12 protein-coding genes are annotated in these 20,610 nt (G+C 56.5%); 1 reads left to right on the top strand and 11 read right to left on the bottom strand.

The window, feature by feature from the left end; all coding sequences use genetic code 11:
- Positions 1-87: 87 nt before the first annotated feature.
- Entirely contained in the window at positions 88-882 is a 795-nt protein-coding gene (locus MKX63_RS02880; protein WP_341015145.1) for a hypothetical protein, read from the bottom strand.
- A gap of 611 nt (positions 883-1,493) precedes the next feature.
- On the opposite strand from MKX63_RS02880, the gene hflX reads away from it, so the two are divergent.
- Positions 1,494-2,765 carry a GTPase HflX gene (gene hflX / locus MKX63_RS02885; protein ID WP_341015146.1) on the top strand — a complete coding sequence of 424 codons (1,272 nt, stop codon included), beginning with the start codon at positions 1,494-1,496 and terminating at the stop codon, positions 2,763-2,765.
- Between the two features lie 119 nt (positions 2,766-2,884).
- Here hflX and MKX63_RS02890 read toward each other — a convergent pair whose 3' ends face one another.
- From MKX63_RS02890 to MKX63_RS02935, 10 genes are all read right to left on the bottom strand, one after another.
- Complete coding sequence (locus tag MKX63_RS02890; protein WP_341015149.1) at positions 2,885-3,058, bottom strand: hypothetical protein; 174 nt, start codon at positions 3,056-3,058, stop codon at positions 2,885-2,887.
- A 266-nt stretch (positions 3,059-3,324) separates the two neighbouring features.
- Positions 3,325-5,439, bottom strand: a complete 2,115-nt coding sequence (locus MKX63_RS02895) for a hypothetical protein (RefSeq protein WP_341015151.1) — start codon at positions 5,437-5,439, stop codon at positions 3,325-3,327.
- A 158-nt stretch (positions 5,440-5,597) separates the two neighbouring features.
- Positions 5,598-6,767 carry a glycoside hydrolase family 88/105 protein gene (locus MKX63_RS02900; RefSeq protein WP_341015152.1) on the bottom strand — a complete coding sequence of 390 codons (1,170 nt, stop codon included), beginning with the start codon at positions 6,765-6,767 and terminating at the stop codon, positions 5,598-5,600.
- Between the two features lie 76 nt (positions 6,768-6,843).
- Positions 6,844-8,589: a glycoside hydrolase family 3 protein gene (locus MKX63_RS02905; protein WP_341015155.1), complete on the bottom strand. Its 1,746-nt coding sequence runs from the start codon at positions 8,587-8,589 to the stop codon at positions 6,844-6,846.
- A gap of 138 nt (positions 8,590-8,727) precedes the next feature.
- A complete protein-coding gene (locus tag MKX63_RS02910) occupies positions 8,728-12,195 on the bottom strand; it encodes a carbohydrate-binding domain-containing protein (protein ID WP_341015156.1) in 3,468 nt (1,155 codons plus the stop codon).
- A gap of 131 nt (positions 12,196-12,326) precedes the next feature.
- A complete protein-coding gene (locus MKX63_RS02915; RefSeq protein WP_341015157.1) occupies positions 12,327-13,880 on the bottom strand; it encodes an ABC transporter substrate-binding protein in 1,554 nt (517 codons plus the stop codon).
- Between the two features lie 53 nt (positions 13,881-13,933).
- A complete protein-coding gene (locus MKX63_RS02920) occupies positions 13,934-14,827 on the bottom strand; it encodes a carbohydrate ABC transporter permease (RefSeq protein WP_341015158.1) in 894 nt (297 codons plus the stop codon).
- Positions 14,828-14,873: 46 nt separating this feature from the next.
- The gene (locus MKX63_RS02925) at positions 14,874-15,869 is read right to left on the bottom strand and encodes an ABC transporter permease (RefSeq protein WP_445323473.1); all 996 of its coding nucleotides are present in this window, start codon (positions 15,867-15,869) and stop codon (positions 14,874-14,876) included.
- A gap of 792 nt (positions 15,870-16,661) precedes the next feature.
- Complete coding sequence (locus MKX63_RS02930; protein WP_445323474.1) at positions 16,662-18,761, bottom strand: collagen-like protein; 2,100 nt, start codon at positions 18,759-18,761, stop codon at positions 16,662-16,664.
- Between the two features lie 250 nt (positions 18,762-19,011).
- Complete coding sequence (locus MKX63_RS02935) at positions 19,012-20,586, bottom strand: ABC transporter substrate-binding protein (RefSeq protein WP_341015162.1); 1,575 nt, start codon at positions 20,584-20,586, stop codon at positions 19,012-19,014.
- Between the last annotated feature and the right edge of the window lie 24 nt (positions 20,587-20,610).

Here is a 20,610-nt window from a genome sequence, read left to right on the forward strand (position 1 = left end):
CCGGCTATCTTTTATCTGCTACAGGTCTGGCATGGGTCTGTTACCAGTCAACCAGCGTAGCAATAACGGGCGTTCACCCGGCAGTCTTCACCATTGCTCAGACATTCGGAAGGTAACCGCCACATTGTCCTCACCGGCAAGCGAGCTGACCACCAGCGTGACCGGCAATAGCTGAAGATCGTACGCGAGCCGCTGATTCAGCAGATTCGCCGCCACATTCTGGTACGCCCCGGATATGCCGGAGCCGATGCCTTGAGTCAGCACCCGTCCGCCGGTGACCGATGTGCAGGTATAGTTCACCAGCAGCGCTGTTTCAGTGACAGGGATAGCCGTAGTCGGCGTAGGGTAATTCACAAAAGCCCCGTTAACGGTCCCCCCGGCTATCACCTTATAGCGGATGGGAGTGGAGGCCAGAATCTCCAACCCGTCCGGAAAGATCTCGGCGGTCACTGCTTCAGGAACGGTGATCGTGGTGCTTCTGCGGAAGCTGAGGGCTGCGGTGTCGCTGCCGGTTACGGGGATATTGTTACGAAATTCCGAGGTAATCCGGTTGAGCGTTATGGGCTGCAGAGTAACAGGAATCCAGACCCCGCTGCTGTCCACCAGAAAGATCCGTGCCCGGATCTGCTCCTGGGAGTAGGAAATATTGAATTGAAAAAAATTCTGCGTAATATTATACGTTTTGGTCACAACTTCCCGATAGTTCGACTCAAACAGCTCCTGTGCAAACAGCGTTGAGGGACTTACATCGTTGTTGTAACCGGTCAAATAGACCGATCCCTGGGCGATCCCGTTGTTCACTACCTTCACTACCGCCTGACTGATGAGTCCTGCTCCCGGGGTAGGGTTCTTTGTTAACATATTGGTTGTAAGTATAGGCATAGTTATCACCCTCCGATTAGAGCCGTATTCAATAGGATATGCAGAGGAAAATGGAAGTTTCTGGTCGGTTGACAGACCATGGCACTTGTCAAATCACACACACTCCCGCTTACTGGGGGTTGTTGCCAGATGGCAAGGACTGTGCTAAAATCAATGTAACTTTTTTAGAACGGAGGGTTGCGTGTGATAGATTATATCCGGATTCGCACTTTGCGCGGCTAATTATTTTCCCATAGCGCGAAAGCTCTGCCCTGTGCAGAGGACTCAGGATAAGTCTGTCCATAACACGTAACCCATAGAATTCACCTGTTAATCCGCAACCCGAACGCTGATTCCCGGAACCGGTACACTGTGCCCACTAGTGCATGTATCCGCCCCGTCAGGATCTGTGTTTGCCGGGAGGATTAGCTTTATATCTTTTTAAGTTGCCGGGGCCCTTGGCCCTGCAGCTTGAACCTTCATGGTGTCTATGGCAAGCATGGCCGTATAGCTGCTCCCGCGCAGCGGGCTATACCAGACCTTATTCTGTTGTTCCTCCACCTACTGTTAGCACAGGCAGACTGCCTGTGCTTTTTTGATGCCCAAATTACACTATGGAGGTTGATCTATATATGGAACCCGTACAACAGAAAGCCGTTATCGTCGGCATGCAGCTGCAGAACGATACGAACTTCGCTTATTCGATGGAGGAGCTGCGTAATCTGGCAGCCGCCTGCGAGATTGAGGTCGTGGCTGAGCTTAGCCAGAAATCCAGCCGGGTGAACCCGTCGCATTACATCGGGACCGGCAAAATCCAGGAGCTGGCGCTGCTGATGGAGCAGCATGAAGCGCCGGTCGTTATTTTCAACGATGAGCTGTCTCCCTCCCAGATCCGCAATCTCGAGTCATCGCTGGACCGCCAGGTCATTGACCGGACCATCTTGATTCTGAATATCTTCGCCTCGCGGGCGAAGACCAAGGAAGCCCAGCTGCAGGTAGAGGTCGCTCAGCTGCAATATATGCTGCCCCGCCTGAGCGGACTGCGTGAGTCTCTCGGCAGACAGGGCGGCGGGGCCGGCCTGAAGAACCGGGGAGCCGGGGAAACGAAGCTGGAGCTGGACCGCAGACGGATTGAAGAGCGGATCTCCGCATTGCAGTTAGAGCTGCAGACGCAGGTCGCAAGGCGCCAGATCCAGCGTAAGCAGCGGCATAAGAATGAGGTACCTGTGGTCTGTCTGGTCGGCTACACCAACACCGGCAAGTCCAGCTTAATGAACACCCTGGTCGAGACCTATCATCCCGGTTCGGGCAAAGGCGTGCTCGCCAAGGATATGCTGTTCGCGACGCTTGAGACCTCGGTGCGCAGCATCGTGCTGCCTGATCACAAGACCTTCCTGTTAACCGACACCGTAGGCTTCGTCAGCCAGCTGCCCCATCATCTGGTGAAGGCGTTCCGTTCGACCCTGGAGGAGGTAACGGAAGCCGATCTGCTGATTCATGTCGTCGATATTGCCGACCCGCAGCATGAGCAGCATATGGCTGTAACGAATGAGACCCTGAAGGCGCTGGGCGCTGACGGAATCCCTACTCTGTACGCCTACAACAAGGCTGATCTTAGGGAGGAGCCTTACCCGCAGGTGGAGGAGAACTCTGTAACCCTGTCTGCTAAGAAAAACCGCGGGATCGCCGAGCTGGTCACTCTGATCCGCAGCCGCATCTTCACCGACTATGTACAGTGTGAGATTCTGGTCCCGTTCGACCGGGGCAGCATTGTCTCCTACTTTAATGAACATGCCGATGTGCAGTCCGTCAGCTACGAAGAGCAGGGCACACGCCTGAAGCTGGAATGCCGGGCCGCCGATTACGAGCGGTTCAGAGATGATTTTATAGAGCTGCCGCAATAAAACCTCTGAATGTCACAGGAGCTGGTCCCCACATTACGGGGCCAGCTCCTTGTGTTGTCTATGAGGTTTGTTTTCGCATACGTTCTGAATTGTCCCTTCCTTTCATAGCGGTGCTCCGCCTATCTCTTGCCAATTCTGCGCGTTTTCTCACTGGTCGCTTGCATGATGAAGCCCCATTGTTGCACATCTTGCAGGATTTCCCTAAAAAAGTTACAGGTTACGCTATATTGTTGTATCATTTGCAGGATTTCTGGTGATGAGAGCAAATTAGCGCTGGCTTTGTTGCCTTTCATGCAGGATTTCAGCATAAGCCGCTTCTATGGGGCAGTATTGCTGTACTTCTAGCAGGATTTCTCTACGATGTTACTGCCTACGGTATATGGGGGACTAACCCTCATCGCAGCAGCATCGATTGTGTTCGGTTTTTCATATACATTTGGTTCATGCGCCGTCGCACTTACCGATTGTATTCGGTTTTCCGCATACATTTGGTCATCGGCCTTTGTACCAGCAAATTGTGTTCGGTATTTCGCATACATTCATTCTTTGAGTGGTGAGGTCATGGCTCTCCCGGCGCGGGCCGCAGGTTAAGTACGAAACCTCCCTTCATGCTGTTCATGCTGTTCACGCCCCTTACACCCCACCCTCCCTTCTCAACATTCGTTTCGTTTGTTTCGTTTACTTCATTTACTCCATTTACTTCATTCGCTCCATTCTCATCATTCCATACGTTGACCCTCTTCGCTCCCGCTGCCTTCTCTCCTGCAACTCCCTGCGTTCTGTCCTCTTCATGCTCCATCCCACTGCTAACCCGCAGTCCGCCCTCATCTGTCTGCTCCAGAAGCGGGGCAGAGTTCAATCTCCCCTCCTCTCCAGCCACCAGAGAGAACACCAGCGCTGCCTGCTGCATGGAGGTGAAATCAAGGGTCCTGCGCGGACCGGCGTAGAGAATCATATCAATATTCATCCGGCCGTCTGCCTTATGAACCTCCCATGCCAAGCGATTCTCTGCATTCGCTGGTCTGCTGAATGCTGCGAACCAGGTGATCAGGCTAAACTCCGTCCCTCCGATGCTGATCACCGCACCTTCCTCTGTTAATCCGGCAGTAACTTCGTCCAGAGCGCCGCCAACCTCCAGCCGCAGCCGCAGGTCCGAGGCTGCAATCACACCGCCGGTCCGGTCCAGATTCGGATGGGTATCCCCTCCATCCGTTACGAAATCGATCCCGAACAGCACATGGCCTGCCTTCTGCAGCGATTGAAAGCGTGCAGAACAGTAGTCATAGCCATCATGCAGGCAACGGAGCCGGATATAGGCAGGCTGACCGTAATGATCTGCATAGATCAGCAGCGGCCGTCTTTGGTTCCACAGGTCACTGTGGGTGAAGGAGCCCATGCTCCACTGCGGAGTCATATAAGTGACCGCCCACTTGCCGTCACGCTCCTGCCTTTGCCTATGCACCTGACCCGGACCCTGACCGAGCTCCAGCTCCAACTCCAGTTCCAATTCAAGCCCCAGTTCCAGTTCCCGGTCCTCACCCTGCTCTTGCTCCTGACTCTGCTCTTGACTCTGCTCCCCCCTCCGTCCTTCCTCACGCTCCCGACCTTCCCTTCCCTCTTTTCCTTCTCCCTCCCCCTCCAAGCGCTGCCTTACCTCCTTCGTATCAGGAACCTTGAATCGATCCAAATAGGCTGGGGGACAACGGATGCCGCTCTTATACCATTCCTCTTCGTAGGGCAACTCCTCCCATGGGAAGAACATCGCGGCTCCTCCTGTCGCCAGTTGCAGAAACGCCTTGCTCTGGTCCTCCAGCAGCACCCCATAGCAGCGGGAATGCGGCCCGGACCACTGGGCCGTGGCAGGATGATAATACCCGGCCACGGTCCTCCAGGTCAGCTCAAGCAGTTCGCCGGTCCATGCCTTAACCCTGATGTCCGAGGTCTCGGACTGCAGCTTCGACAGTTCCAGAATGGCAATGTAGGTGTAGACCGGGCTGTTGTATTCCTGAAAAGCCCCATGCTTCAGGGTGTGAGCACGCAGCCTCCTTAGCCGCTCCAGCCCATAGTCTGCATAATCCTTACGCCCCAGCTTCTCCCCGGCAATTCGGGTCACGAACGCGCCAATTATCGCAATATTGGTATAATCGGGTCCGACATTCCGCCGGATAATCGCTTCGCAGGCATACTCTATGGACAAGACGGCCGCCTCCCGCAGATCGTCCGGGAAGCGGTGGCCGTGGCGCGAAAGGGCCTGCACCAGACGGCTGCCGCAGAAGTCCGCCCAGTTCCAGTCCGGCGGAGCCATCTGGTCCAGCGGCTCCTCATAGAACCATGACCAGATGCCGAAGGTATCATGCGCCGGGTCTGTATCCTGCAAGGAGATCACCTGCCGGATAATATCGAATGCCCGCTGTTCATAACCGGCCAGCTCCGTGTCGAGTAGTCCAAGCGCATAGCTGAGCGAGTCTCTGGTGGAGTGGATGAACTCCGCCTCCTTCAGTGTCGTATGATACCCCGGGCTGCTGAACGGAGAGCGCAGCATGCAGATTGCCGAATCATAGCGGGATTCCAGTCCGGCCATCTTATGAATCAGCCGTTGCCGCTGATCCAGCCCTCCACCCGCAGCTTCTAAGTTATCCTTCACTGTTATTCCCTGCCTTTCCTTCAACTTCAAGGGAACCCTCCCCTCGGATTGCGCCTGACGTTGCTACCCCCTTGACGCTCTGAATGTTCTTGACGCCCCTGGTCCTCTTGTCGTCTCTGGCGCTCCTGATGTCCTTGACACCCTTGGCTCTCTTGTCGTCCCTGGCGCTCCTGATGTTCTTGACACCCTTAGCCCTCTTGTCGTCTCTGGTACTCTTCAGGCTCTTTACTCCTCTGGTCCGCGTGTCGTTGCTTACACTCCTGATGTTCCTGCCCCGCAAGCCGATACTCCATTTCCCCCAGATCCAGTGCCTCTGTCAATAGCTGCATCACCAGCCCTTGCCCGTACAGTGCCGGATATCTCTCGATGGTGTTATAGGCTGCTATCGAGGGCATGACCGGAGTGCCTCCCGAGACTCCCTGCACCTCACCATCTTCGCAGATAAGTGGAAGAATACCCGCAAGGGCCGCCTTCGCGCTCTCCAGATAAGCAGCCTCCAGCAGTCCGCTCTTCACCGCCTTCAGGAAGCCGCAGGCAATTCCGGCGCTGGCCGAGGTCTCCTCGTAGTAATCCGGCTGATCGAGCACCGTATGCCACAAGCCGCTGGCCCCCTGAGCCTGCCGCAGCGCAGAAGCAAGCCTGCGGTAGCGGCTGTATAGCTCATGCGGAATAGCAATCAGGCTTGCTGTCCCGGCCACAATCTCCGGGATAGCAAGTAGCACCCAGGCATTGGCCCGGGCCCAGCGGGCTGCCGACATATGGCTGCCTGCCCGGCTGTTCCAGCCATGGAACAGCAGCCCCGTCTCCGGGTCCTGAAGCAGACGAAGGTGCAGCAGCGTCTGCTGCACAGCGGCGGCGGCAGCCTCCCTGTCGCCGGTTAGGCCGGCAAGCCGGGCCAGGAACAGCACGGCCATATATACCGTATCGGCCCATACCTGTTCCGGGAATTCCACCGCCTCTGTCACCGTATGCTCCAGCGCCCCTTCCCGGGTCCGGGGGGCAGTCTCCAGTATCCATGCGGCAACCTCCTGCGCCCGGCTGAGTAGCCAAGGCTCGCCGGTCAGCCGGTACAGCTCAGGAAAGAGCGCATAAGGGGCCAGGGAATTAATAACCCAACCCCCCTCAGCCTTCTGCTTATTCCGGTTCACCCAGTGCAGCAGGTAATCCCTCACCTCTTGTTTATCAGTCACCGTGCCATACTCCAACAACGAGATTACGCCCACGCCGGGCACCCAGTCCCAATGATCTATATCCATAGCCCAATTGCCCTGGTGCTGCTCGGAGCGCATGTATTCCCAGATCCGCTCCAGCTTCTGCTCTAATGCCTGCCTGTTCGCTAACTCCCGCTTGATAGTCAAGACCTCTGAAGCCTCCTTGAATCGTAATCATCCTCTTGAATCTTCGTCCTCACTGGAGAGCCTCCCTGAATCGTATTCACCCGCTTGAATCTCTGCCTTTACCGGAGAGCCTCCCTGAACCATAATATCCCTCTTGAATCTCCGTCCTCACCGGAGAGCTTCCCTGGAACGGAATCTCTCCGAATAGTGCCTTCACCGTCAGCTCTACCGTATCTTCATGCAGGGAATACGCATTCACCAGGGTATCTAAGAAGGGAATGTCCTGCAGCAGATACGGCGTAGCGAACGAAATACCGATCGGCCGGACAGTCTCTGCATGCTGCATGGCCCAGATGGCTTTGGCTGCTTCCCCCACTGGACGGGCGGTATTCATCATTCCGTGCAGCGGAAGGAAGTATGGGGCGAAGGCGGCATCCCAGCGGACCCCGGACAGCTCCCATTGCCGCAGCGTCGTCAGCGGCTCGAATTCATCCAGAATATCGACCGCAAGCCCCCGGGCCTTAAGCTGCTCCACAAAAAGATTCATCCGCTCATATCTGCGCCCCTCCGTCACCTTATTCAGCATGATGACCAGCACCCGCCGGATCTTCTGCGGATTCAGCGGCAGCTGGCCGGTACGGTTGCGCACCAGGGTAATGCAGCGCCCGGCCAGCTCGCGGCTGAACTGTCTGACCTGCCGGTCCAGACTGGGCAGCAGCTTGTCGTCCAGCAGCGGCAGCGCCCGGCCGTCTTCTTCCCCGGCGCGGGCAGCATGCACGCCAAGCCGCGCCTTCAGCTCCAGAATCCGCCGGACACTGGCCTTCAGCTGTTCCCGGCTGACACGTCCGTCCTCCACCGCCTGCTCCATGACCGCGAAGTAACGCACTCCTGGCCAGAGCAGCACATCCGTACCGCAATTGAAGCAGTCGATGATGCGCTGCGTGTAGTCTCCCCAGGATAAGAACCCGCCCATATCGAGCGCATCCGACAGCACAACTCCATCGAAGCCCAGCCGCTCCCGCAGCAGCCCTGTTGTAATCCGTTCCGAGACGGTTGCCGGAATCGGCTTCGATCCGCTGCCTGCCCCGTCTTCGATCCAAGGAAGGGCGATATGTCCGGTCATATAGGACATCACACCCTGATCAATCATCTCCCCGGCCACCTGTCCGTAAGTGGAGAACCACTCCTCTTCCGATAAGCTGTTCAACGTAGTAATGATATGCTGATCCCTGTAATCGACCCCGTCACCAGGAAAATGCTTGGCGCATGCCGCAAGGCCATGCTCCTGCATCCCCCGCATAACAGCGGCAGCCAGGCGTGCCGCCCGTCCGGCCTCATCGCCGAGACAACGGGTCGTAATCACGGGATTCATCCAGTTCAGCAGCAGATCGGTGCCCGGAGCCAGCGCCCAGGTGAACCCCGCCGCCCGGCCTTCAAGCGCGGTATATTTGCCGTATTCATAAGCCAGGGCCTCATCATCGGCGGCGGCAAGCGCGAGGAGCGGCGGGAAGGCCGTGAGACTTCTCACGGCCGAGCCTGCCCCGAATTCCAGATCACCGGAGAACAGCAGCGGGAACCTGCTGATGCCCTGCAGCATTCCCGCCCAGTCCCGGTAATCCTCCGCTTTGCCCGCAGCCTTCTGAATGACCTCCCCGCCGATGAAGAAGCTGCCCACCGGATACTGCTCCAGATACTTGCGGAGACTTGCCGCATCATCTCCTTTGAACGGCAGTCTGCCTGCATGGTCTTGCATCGTCTGACCGATCAGCTCACGGAGGCTCATCGCTTCAAGCGTATCCTCTACCCACTCCTGCTCTTCCTTGCTTAACGGCTTCTGCATCATTTAAAGCTCCTCCCGGCAGGTTCTGTTCTGAGTCTAGTGTACCGGATCGTAAAGCTGCCCTACATACAGCCAGCTATAATATAAGTTCAATATTCTACAAACTGCCTGCGCGCATATCCCCAGCGGCTGATTAGCCCGTCAGGGCAGGCTGATCAGAAGCGTCCTTGCCCGCTTGTTATTCTCCTTGTTCATCTCCGCATACCGCCAGATATCATTTACAAAAAAGCTGACCGTAAACTCGCCGATGGTCGGCGCCGTCCAGCGGGGCGTGCCCTGGGCACTGGCGTTAGCCGTCAGTGTAATCTCCTCGCCCGGCTGAATCACACTGGTATTCGTGTCCGTCCACGAGACCACCCCGCCGTTGACCGAGAAAGCGCCGCCGGTAATCTGCCCAAGTCCGGTCGAAGCATTCAGCGGTGTGGGACGGACGCCAATGTTCTTCACTTTGGCCCAGAAGATCAGGGAGTCGCCCAGCTGCGGTGTGCTGTGGGCGGAAGGGCTGCCGTCACTGTTCACAATATGCCAGCCGATATCCGTCACAGTCATATCCGGTCCCGGTACGGGCAATACGGATTCGTAGCTATCATACTCCAGTCCGCTGACCATTACCTTTCCGCCGTTCCCTTTAATCTCTATCCGGTGCAGCCCGTATTCCAGACCCGTCAGCTCGTAGACAATTTTATGATCGCCCTCCAGCCCTGCCTGCGGAATAACTACAGTCTCCTTATACTCGCCATCGACGTAGACATCCGCACTGCCCATATCGCTCTTGATATCTGATCTCCAGCGGACACCGATGCCATTGAAGCTGAAGGCGGCTGTGGCATCCTCTTCGTAGGTCACATGGGAGACTCCATTGGGCGCAGGCGTGAATCCGGCATAGTCAATATAAGGATGATCGTGTGCGGCCGGATACCAGTGGGAGAGCGGAACGTACTGCCCCTCCTCCAGCCTGAAGTAATCGAGATTCGCCCCCTTCCCGGCCGAAGTGAAGCTGATCGTGTTATAGCCCGGCTGGAGGGTAATGCCATACTGCCGTGCTGTCAGATTCGCGGTCCAGCTTCCCGTAGAAGGCAGGGTTACTGTGGACTGCTTCACGCCGTTCACGAGAATGTTTTTCTTCGACTCCTCATTGGAAGCGTATACAATTGTCAAAGTATAGCTGCCTCCGTTCACGGAGTGGAAGCCTTGGATCGTTAAGCCTCCGCTATGTGTCTGCTCTACGACCTTGCCGCCCGAGGCGCTGCTGTTATTACCGGTCTTCAGCGGCAGGGCAAAGGCGGTAGCTTCGGCCTCGAACTTGGAAGGATCTCCTGCGGCATGCGGTGTAATGGGCATAACCGGCGTAGTCGCTGACACGGCTGCGCTGAGAGGCGATACATTGCCGGAGTCATCCACGGCCTGCACCGTGTAGCTGTAAGTGGTCTGGGGCGCAACGGTATAGTCACTCCAGAAGGTCAGCCTACCCGGAATATTGATCACCGGAGCCGCTCCGCCGTCACGGTAGACGTTATAGCTGACCACAGCATCATTGTCTGTCGAACCCGCCCAGGTCAGCCGGATCTGCTCATGGCTTACGGCTGTTGCCGCAAGGTTGCCCGGAGCAGCAGGCAGTGTGTTGTCCTGCTCATCCAGGATGTACTGGACTGTCTCTCCCGCGTCCAGTGCCACTGTAAGGGTAACGTAGGGATCTGCCGTAAGCTCCACCCGGGAGTAGGCGGCGGCGTACGTCTCCCCGGGTCCGAACCGCTCCCCGGTATATACTCCGCTGGACGGCAGGGCCACCCGGACCTGCATCGTTACCGGCGTCTTCTCGAAATTCACGAAGTTCAGCAGGATTTTATCCGCAGCAGCCCCGATGGCCGAAGTGCCCAGCGTCGAGGTATCCACTGCGCGGAAGTATGCCTTCAGCCCGGTCAGTTCAGCCGCATTCAGTACCTCGTAGCCCAGCGGGCTTCCATGCGTAGCGTAAGCAGCGGCCAGTCTGCGGAACGTCTTCAGCCGGGTCTCCCCGGATTCATTGATATTAGCCGGTACCGCCGCCGTATCCTCATAGCGGTGCGTGTTCCAGTTAATCGCGGAATCGAACAGGCCAAACTCCGTCCCGTCATTGAAGAAGGCGGCATGCTGCATAATATGGTCGGCATAACCGATATTCCCCCGCAGCTCCCGGTCAAAAGCAGAAGCGAACCGGTAAGCATACGTCCCGTATTTCGTATTGTCGGAATGATTGTCGTTGCTGCCGGTCTCGCTCATGGCCATCTCTTTGCCGAAGCCTTCCTCTGAATCGCTGTACACCCGCAGATTCTCATACAGGCTTCCGCCCGGCAACGGCTGGACGCCGGTCCCGCCATAGCTGTGTCCGTTGGTCACGTCCGACAGCGCTTCAATCGGCGCACGCTGGGCAGCATCCCGTTCCCAGCCGTCAGGGGTGCCGTTATACGGCCAGTAGGCCCAGCCGGGAGCAACAATCTTCAGGTAAGGCTGGCTGTTCGTCTGCCTCTCCTCGTCCATCATTTCATGAAGCGCCAGCACCGCCTTCTGCGCCCAGCCGAACAATCCCGGCTCATTGCCTGTCTCGGCATACTGGTACAGATCACCGAATTTGCTGACAAAGCCGCTGTAGTAGCTCCTCAGCGCAGAGCTGATCGTCCCTGCTGCCAGCTCGCTGTTCGTCTTCCAGTTGCCGCCGATGATATTAACCATGGGCGCAAGGTTGAGGTCGCGCAGCGTCTCCAGGTACTTCCGCCCCTGCGGGTCCCAGCCTGCGCTGGTATCGGACCAGAAGGAGGTGCGCATCCAGTTGCCGCTGTAGGCAATGCCCAGCCACTTAGCCATAGGGGCCAGATGGCGGATCGCATGCTCGTCATACCGGAAGGTTGAGGCGGCAATCGTACTTCCCAGGTGGACATACCGTCCGTGGATAGGCTCTGTGGCCGGTTCAGTCAATGATTCCAGCCTGAGATAATCCCATTCGAACCACAGATACTTGTCACCGTCATATCCGGGCGACTGCGGATCAGCGTATAGCCCGCGGTCCACGGTCAGCTTCAGCTCATTGCTGCCGGTCTTCAGCTGTTCTGAGGGAATGTAGAGTCTATAGGTTTCTTTCCATGTGTTCGTTAAGGGGGTCTCTCCGTCATTCAGCCCGGTAATCTGAATCAGTCCGCTGAAGCTGTCATTGGTGAATACGGCAAGCTGCGGAATAGCGGTGCTTGCATCCAGTACCTTGAAGCTGAACTCTACACCATAGAGGGGGACTTCCGTAAGATTGAAGCTTAGCTCCATCGCCGCGTTGCGGTCCAGCTTCATGCCGCGGGAGATCGTATTCCAGTTCAGGGGATTGACGGGGAGGGTAATATTCTCACTGTACACATCCTGATACACTGTAAATTCTGCGGAGCTGTTATCCTGCTCGCCCACCTGCCAGAGCAGCGGAGACGGCTGATAGGTATCCTCTGTGACCGTACTGTTATTTGCATATTCTTCTACAACCGCCTGTGCAGGCGGCATTTCGGCGGAGCTGATCGGTGCTCCGGGCAATGATGCGGACATCCATACCAGAGCTGCAATGAGCAATTTGCCTGTGATTCTCTGAATTCGCATAGTAACACCCTCTCTTGATCAGATAGGGGCTCCCCAAAGGCTGGATTTGCGAAAGAGAATACCCGGTACCTGCCGCAGGCGGCCGTGTGACTGCTGCTGCCGGATACCGGGCGTGCTATGGCCTCTACTGCTTACTTGGCGGCCAGAAAAGCGTCGAGCTGACTTTGAATTTCCGTAATCACAGCGTCCAGGCCTGCGGCCTTCAGCTTGCTGTTCATCTCCTTCAGGACCGGCTCAGGGTCCTTTTCCCCGGAGAACAGGGTGTTCTTATACTGCTTCGTGATGTTGATCAGCGCACCGATCTGTGACTGCACCTTGGTCGAATCGAACACAAACCCGATGACCGGTGAAATATTCGAATTCTTATTCCAGTCCGTATAGAGCTGCACGCGCTTCGGATCTTCATCCTTATTCAGGTAGTTCAGCAGCACATTGCCGATCATCCAGGAGGATACGGAGTTATAGCCGCTGTCTGCAATGAACTCCACGGTGTTGTTCTCCAGCTTCTTGTAGTGCTTACCTTCAATACCGAAGGTCAGCAGGTTGTAGAGCACCGGATCGGTGTGAAGCAGGTTCATGAACATCATGGCCCGCTCGGGGTTCTTCGAGGTTCTGGAGATGGCGAGCATCGAGCCCTGCAGACTCTTGGTGCTGACCTGAACAGGCAGCAGCGTCTTGATGATCATCGGCTTCTCGGCGAGCCGGGTCCAGTCATTGGTGGAGGTCGGATTCATATTGCCGTAGACGAACCAGGCTTTGCCGCTTTTGACCGCATCCTTCAGCTCGGTCTTGTCAGTGGCTCCGTTCTTGTTAATATAGCCCGCTTCATACCAGCTGCGGATCAGCTTCAGCCGCTCCGTCATTGCCGGCGTGTCGTATTCGTTGAACACCTTCATGGTCTTGTAATCCAGCAGGGTCGGGATATCATTGCTGCCGTCTAAGTCCTCGCTGTCGGGATACGCGGTGAACCAGTGCAGACTGTCGGTATGGTTCATGAACAGCGGAGAGAGGGCCGGCTCCTTCTCCTTAATCGTCTTCAGCATCGGTTCAATATCCTCCAGCTTCTGGAGGCTGTTCACATCGAAGCCGTATTTATCCACAATCGCCTTGTCAAAAGCAAACCCGACCGACTGCCCCAGCTCCTTCTCGGTTGGAACCGCATACAAATGTCCGTTGACGGTAGCTGCCTGCAGGTAGGCGGGATTGATCTGCGCCTTCGTCTCCTTGGCATAGGTATCCAGCAGCTCCTCCAGCGGCAGATACGCCCCCTTCGCGGCATTGGTCATGAAGTTCCAGGTATAGACCATATCGAACACCTCGCCGGACTGGATCATCAGGTTGACCTTGTCGGCCGGTTTATCCCAGCTCAGCTGGTTGATCTTGAGGGTGGCGTTGATTTTATCCTTCAAGTAGGCGTTGATCTCCTGCTCTACGGACGCCACATCCTTATCCGGCCCGCCGGGCAGATACAGGGACAGCTCCACCGGCGGAAGTGCATCCGGCGCCTCTGTTCCGCCCGCTTCGGTTCCTGTGGCTTCCTTCGTTGCCGCCGGAGCTGTGGTGCTTTCTCCCGCTTTCTCTGTAGGCGCAGCTGTATTGCCATTGTTCCCCGCACATCCGGCCAGGGTGAATCCGGCTATCAGCACAAGCGACAGCAGCAGACCTGTGACTTTTTTACCTGCCATACTTTTTTCCTCCCCTTGATGGACAAATATATGCTAATCGGTAGGTTCCGAGGTTAGCCTTTGATCGAGCCGAGCGTCAGTCCTTTGATGAAATACCGCTGGAAGAACGGATAGGCCAGCACAATCGGCCCAATGCCGATCAGCGCCATCGCCATACGGATCGTTTCCCCCGGCAATTTGGCCAGCTCGGTGGCCGAGCCTTGAATGAGTGCCCCGTTGCGGCTCAGGTAGTCTGCCTGGGAGATCATTTTGTACATGAGATATTGGAGGGAATAGAGGTCTGTGTCAGTAATGAAGATCATGCTGTTGAACCAGTCGTTCCAGTAATGCAGTGTATTGAACAGCCCAATGGTCGCGAAGACCGGCAGAGACAGCGGAAAAACAATCCGGAAGAACGTCCGCAGCTCCCCCGCCCCGTCAATCGTAGAGGCTTCAATCAGCGCGGGCGGCACGCTCATCTGGAAATACGTCTTCATAATCAGCACATTGAACGGGGACAGCAGCATCGGCACAACCAGTGCCCAGATCGAATTCTTGAGGTCCAGCACCTGAGTGTAGACCATATACCACGGCACCAGCCCGCCGCCGAACAGCATGGTGAAAAAGATCAGGAAAGCGAACACCCCCCGGTACCGGAAATCCGCCCGCGATATCGGGTACGCATACAGGGAAGAGAGGAACACACTGGCCAGCGTCCCGGTGATCGTGACGAAGAAGGAGATGCCGTAGGCCCGCAGCACCACGCTGTAATCCTTGAATATATAGGCGTAAGCCTCCAGGCTAAGCTTCTCCGGAATGAACTGATAGCCGTTGCGGACGATGTAATCGTAATCGGTAATAGAGATCATGAAGACCAGTACAATCGGCAGCAGACAGGCCAGGGACAGGATGATAAAAATAATATGGAGGAGAACATTAGTGAAGCGGGATATTTCGTTATTAGCCACGGATTTCCACTCCTTCTACAGGGTACGTGCGCTGCTTGACTTTTAGCTAGAAAACCGCCTGATCCTTGTCAACCTTACGCACGATCCAGTTCGAGCCGAGGACCAGGAAAAAGCCGACCACCGATTGGTATAATCCGGCCGCTGCGGACATCCCCAGGTTACCCATGTTAATCAGCGCGTTATAGACGTAGGTGTCGATGACCAGCGTAGTCGGGTACAGCGCCCCGGAGTTCAGTGTGGTCTGGTAGAACAGCCCGAAGTCGGAGCGGAAGATGCCCCCGATCGCCAGAATCGTTGTAATAATAATGACCGGCCGGATCAGCGGAATGGTGATGTGCAGAATCTGCTTCCACTTGCTGGCGCCGTCGATCAGGGCCGCTTCATAGTACTCGTTGTCAATGCCGATGATCGCCGCCAGATAGATGACACAGCCATAGCCCACCCCTTTCCAGAGATTGATCAGCGGCAGAATGAACGGCCAATACTTCGGCTCCGAATACCAGTTCAGCTCATCCAGCCCGAACAGGGCGAAGACTCCTTTATTGATGAAACCGTATTCAACATTCAGAAAAGCGAACACCAGATAGCTCACCACCACCATCGACAGGAAGTAAGGGAAGAACATGATGCTCTGATAGAATTTGGCGGCCAGCTTATTCCTCAACTCATTCAGGGCAACCGCGATGGATACGGCAAAGAGCAGATTAAGCACAATGAATACGAAGTTGTAGAGCACCGTATTGCGCGTGATAATCCAGGCATCCGAGGTGGCGAACAGGAATTTGAAGTTATCCAGCCCAACCCACGGACTGCCGAGAATCCCGTCCACATAATTGATATTCTTGAATGCAATCACAATTCCGAACATCGGCAAATAATTGTTGATCAGCAAAAATACTACGCCCGGCAGCAGCATCAGCAGCAGCACCTTATGCTTCAGCAAATGCTTCAGCATGTGTCTCTTCTTCGTATTGCGGCCTACCGGCGGCAAGCTGCTGCCGTTGCCTGTGACCGCCACACTTCTTTTGGACTCGATAACCATTGTCTTCCGCCTCCCGTGTTCCTTCAGCAGTCCCTCTCTTCCCTGCCTTAAGTGTAGCCGCAGGCGGCCCCATGCTAAATAAGGCCATCTATAATAAAAGTTCAAAATCCTACGGAGTTTGGATGGGCTTCGCTTCCGGCCAAGCTGGAAACGGCAGTCAGAAGGGATGGGAAAGCGCACCGCTCCCGTCCTGATTCTGGCGTAAGGTGGACAGCTCGCCCCCTCCTCGCTCTGGCATGAGGTGAACAGCTCGCCCCCTCCTCGCTCTGGCATGAGGTGGACAGCTCGCCCCCTCCTCGCTCTGGCATGAGGTGGACAGCTCGCCCCCTCCTCGCTCTGGCATGAGGTGGACAGCTCGCCCCCTCCTCGCTCTGGCATGAGGTGGACAGCTCGCCCCCTCCTCGCTCTGGCATGAGGTGGACAGCTCGCCCCCTCCTCGCTCTGGCATGAGGTGGACAGCTCGCCCCCTCCTCGCTCTGGCATGAGGTACATTAATTGGATAAACGTATCTTAATTCGGATACTTTTGATTTCTTTCGGGCTTTAGTTGGATAAATGCCATTTAATTTTGCGTATTTCCCCTACTCCGCTATATTGGTTGAATTTTAAGTGCTGTTTCTCCAACTGTTTTCGTACACGAAGACTTCTGTTCACGAAGAAGTGGCGAAAATCCAACTATTTTTCGTACCGGAAGCTATACAGAGGCATGGAAAAAACAAAAAAAGCGCTCCACGATGACCGCTGTGGAACGCTCTTTTAGCTGAAGCTTATGCGCTTGATCTGCCTGCCGGGATTAGGTTAGTCTGTGAACAGACCACACAATGCCCGAGGAGGCACCTCCAAGATCTAACGGCACGGTTAATCCATCTGCTACATAGAAGAGGCCGATGACATCGCCTGCACTCAGTTCAACCTCGCCTGACAATGTTACTGTACCGTTACCAAGAATCGTCCGCAGACTTATAAGAAGCGCAATGTTAACATTGAGCAGCGGGAACAATCCGGTTATCAGATCTGTTACTGTCGGAGATGTTCTCCGCACTACAAAAGCCGGATCAATTCCCGCCCCCAATGCAACCGTGATCGCGGCCGTAGTGCTATAGTTAATAGTCGCCTTGATTGAATATCTGCCGGATGCCGGGATCGTATAGCTTCCTGTAGCATCATTAAGTGTCGCACTGTCATAGAACGGCGAATTTACAGTCCAACCCGTTAGCTGCGTACTGGTCGTGGCCGAGAATGTCGGCAGCAAGGCGGAGAACCCTTCCGCTGCAAAATTCGGGCCCGTTGCTCCGGTCGAACCGGTCGCACCTGCTGCTCCCGCCACTCCTGCCACCGCTGCTCCCGTTGGCCCAGTTACCCCGGTCGCTCCTGTATCACCTGTTGCCCCGGTTGCTCCCGTTGCTCCGGTCGCCCCGGTCACGCCTACTCCCGTTGCTCCGGTCGCTCCGGTCACGCCTACTCCCGTTGCCCCGGTTACTCCTGTTGCTCCCGTTGCACCAGTCGCTCCCGTTACTCCTGCGCCCGTTGCACCGGTCGCTCCGGTCGCTCCGGTCGCTCCTACTCCCGTTGCTCCGGTCGCCCCAGTCGCTCCAGTCACTCCCACGCCCGTTGCACCGGTCGCTCCGGTCACGCCTACTCCCGTTGCTCCGGTCGCCCCGGTCACTCCCACTCCCGTTGCTCCGGTCGCTCCGGTTACTCCCACTCCCGTTGCTCCGGTCGCCCCGGTCACGCCTACTCCCGTAGCTCCGGTCGCCCCGGTCACGCCTACTCCTGTATCACCTGTTGCGCCAGTCGCCCCAGTCGCTCCGGTTACTCCAGTCGCCCCAGTCGCCCCGGTCACGCCTACTCCCGTTGCACCAGTCGCTCCCGTCACGCCTACTCCCGTTGCACCAGTCGCTCCGGTCACGCCTACTCCCGTTGCTCCGGTCGCCCCGGTCACTCCCACTCCCGTTGCACCAGTCGCGCCAGTCGCTCCGGTCACGCCTACTCCGGTCGCGCCAGTCGCCCCGGTCACGCCTACTCCAGTCGCCCCAGTCGCACCGGTCACCCCAGCTCCGGTCGCCCCGGTCACTCCCACTCCCGTTGCACCAGTCGCGCCAGTCGCTCCGGTCACGCCTACTCCGGTCGCGCCAGTCGCACCTGTCACCCCAGCTCCGGTCGCCCCGGTCACGCCTACTCCCGTTGCACCAGTCGCTCCCGTCACTCCTACTCCCGTTGCACCAGTCGCTCCGGTCACTCCCACTCCCGTTGCACCGGTCGCCCCGGTCACTCCTGCACCCGTTGCACCAGTCGCTCCCGTCACTCCTACTCCCGTTGCACCAGTCGCGCCAGTCGCCCCGGTCACGCCTACTCCCGTTGCACCGGTCGCTCCAGTCACTCCTGCGCCCGTTGCTCCGGTCGGACCTGTCACGCCAGTCGCACCGGTCACTCCCGCGCCCGTCGCTCCTGTTACTCCTGCGCCCGTCGCGCCTGTCGCACCTGTCGGACCCGTCACACCGGTTGCTCCAGTAGCCCCAGGCGCACCCGTTACACCAGTATCACCCAATAGTTCAGCCGAGACCAGCCGGTGGGCAGTAACAAGCTGTCCCGTGCTGCTCTTCCCCCATACAGAGATCTGAACCGGATCATCTACAATTGCAGGAGTGTCAAACACAAATTCAAAGGCGTCCAGATCCGCATAATAAGTATTAGTAATAGATCCATTGGCAGCTACATTAAGTGATTGACTGACATACAGTACCCGCATGCCTCCCTGCATGTAATAGCCTTGTAAAGATACTGTAGAAGCTGCAACACTACTGCGGTTATCAATTCTGACCGTAACCTGCGTAGTGGGTCTCACCCCTCCTACTGCATTATTTTCCAGTGGTCCTGTAGATAGTAGAGTCATTTCCCAGTCTCCTTTAATGACAGATTTGCATTGCCCTGATAGATTGTCCTTTCCTCGCTTAATCTATCTTTTGACTACATAGAAGCTAGCAGCAGAAAGATGGATCAATATAGTAATATTCTGCGATTCTGGCAGGGTGTGTGCAGTAGAGCTAGATTCCGGCAAGCATCCTGTATAAATAGGAGACAACACAAAGAGAGCCTCTCCTCAGCCGCATTGGCCGGGAAAGGTCCCTGAATATAAGCCTATTCTATTCCCGTCCGCTGCCCGAACGGCTCTGCAGGCTCTCCCCCAATAACGGGGAACGGGGATCGAACTGCGGATAGATATACTCCTCACGCCGAAAAGAATACCCGGTAGCTGCAATATCCAGCATCTGATTCAGCCGCTCACTCTCGCTGCCCAGTCCCTGGTCCAGCGGAATGTCTCCCGCGATGATCCGCAGGTACAGCTGCATTCTTGGACGGTCGCCTGAATAACGCGGCTCCATCGACACCGTATTCGGATCGTATTGGTCCATGATCTGCGGCGAGAGCGGGTAGACCGATTCTGCTGCGGTGGGATAGAATTCCCTGAAGTGGCGCAGCCCGCGCGAAGCGCCCGGCTGATCCATAATCCCGTCTGTCACCGGGAGGGCGAGCGCCTGCTGGTACAGCATGCCCAGGAACTCCTGGGATTGAAAAAAACGCCAGACCTTCACCGCAGCCTCCCGGCTCTGCGCTGCACTGTTCACCACCAGCGGAGCGTGGGGGACCATCATCAGGGCCCCGGCCCCGCGCCGTGACAGGTCCGCTGCGGGAGGGAGCGCTACCCCCCAGTCATCCTTAGGCATATACTCCTGCAGCCTGACATAATCTTTGCTGGTAACATACATCATACCGATATTGCCGTCCGCGAATTGCCGGAGCGCACTGCTCAGCTTCAGCAGAGTCTCCCCCGGATAGAGACTGCCCTGCTGCTTCATCTCCCGTACCATTTGCAGCCAGGGAGCATAGACACTCAGGTCATAACGGCCCGACCGGTAATCATAAAGATAATAACCGCTGTAGGTATTCGATAGCTCCAGCCCGGCCTGGAGACTGGCCCGGCTATCCCCGGCGGGCAACGCGAAGCCGTATTTGTTCACAGGTGCTCCGGCCCGGCTAATCTGCAGGGCAGCCTGCTCCAGTGCAGCGAAGGTATGCGGAGGCTGCTCCGGGTCAAGTCCGGCGGTCCGGAACAATTGTTTATTGTAGATGAGACGGACGGTATCAATACTGGAGGGCATGAAGTAGATTCCGCCCTTGAACAACGGGCCGGACGCGTACGCCCTCGCCCATACCGGAAAGCGCAGCAGCCAGCCCGCATCCAGCTCCGCTGACAGATTAGCAAGATACCCCTTGTTGACATAAGTGGCCAGCCAGGCGTTATCCACACTGAACACATCCGGCCCCTGCCCGGAGGTTATCAGCATATTCAAGGTATCGTCGTAGGCGTCTGTTGCAAGGTTCATGGGCACAATCTCAATCTGATCGGGATTCGTTTTATTGTAATGGCTGATGGCGTTCTTCACTTCCAGGTTCTCCGTCCAGTCAGACAGGGCGACCCTCACCCGGGTGGGCTGCGCCGCCGGTACGGCCTTCTCGCCTGGAGTGAGGTCCGGCAGCAGCGGGCGGTTAGAACCAAGAGTGTAAATAACCAGCCCGCAGCCTAAGACGGCAATAAGATACAAGTGGAAACGGCTTTGGCGTCCTTTTACAGGACGGTACCGTTTCAGTGAGAAATAAAAGGATAAGTTATCATGTGAAACATATGAATTCTTATATTTGAACAATAACCTTTTCACACCGCACCTCCTGCGTTGACATCC

Source organism: Paenibacillus sp. FSL R7-0179 (genome assembly GCF_038002265.1).
Classification (GTDB): Bacteria; Bacillota; Bacilli; order Paenibacillales; family Paenibacillaceae; genus Paenibacillus_AQ.

Bases quoted from the DNA above. Each gene is read 5' to 3' on its own strand.
- MKX63_RS02890 (WP_341015149.1), bottom strand. From the start codon at position 3,058: ATGAAAGGCAACAAAGCCAGCGCTAATTTGCTCTCATCACCAGAAATC.
- MKX63_RS02915 (WP_341015157.1), bottom strand. From the start codon at position 13,880: ATGGCAGGTAAAAAAGTCACAGGTCTGCTGCTGTCGCTTGTGCTGATA.
- MKX63_RS02910 (WP_341015156.1), bottom strand. From the start codon at position 12,195: ATGCGAATTCAGAGAATCACAGGCAAATTGCTCATTGCAGCTCTGGTA.
- MKX63_RS02925 (WP_445323473.1), bottom strand. From the start codon at position 15,869: ATGGTTATCGAGTCCAAAAGAAGTGTGGCGGTCACAGGCAACGGCAGC.
- hflX (WP_341015146.1), top strand. From the start codon at position 1,494: ATGGAACCCGTACAACAGAAAGCCGTTATCGTCGGCATGCAGCTGCAG.
- MKX63_RS02905 (WP_341015155.1), bottom strand. From the start codon at position 8,589: ATGATGCAGAAGCCGTTAAGCAAGGAAGAGCAGGAGTGGGTAGAGGAT.
- MKX63_RS02880 (WP_341015145.1), bottom strand. From the start codon at position 882: ATGCCTATACTTACAACCAATATGTTAACAAAGAACCCTACCCCGGGA.
- MKX63_RS02930 (WP_445323474.1), bottom strand. From the start codon at position 18,761: ATGACTCTACTATCTACAGGACCACTGGAAAATAATGCAGTAGGAGGG.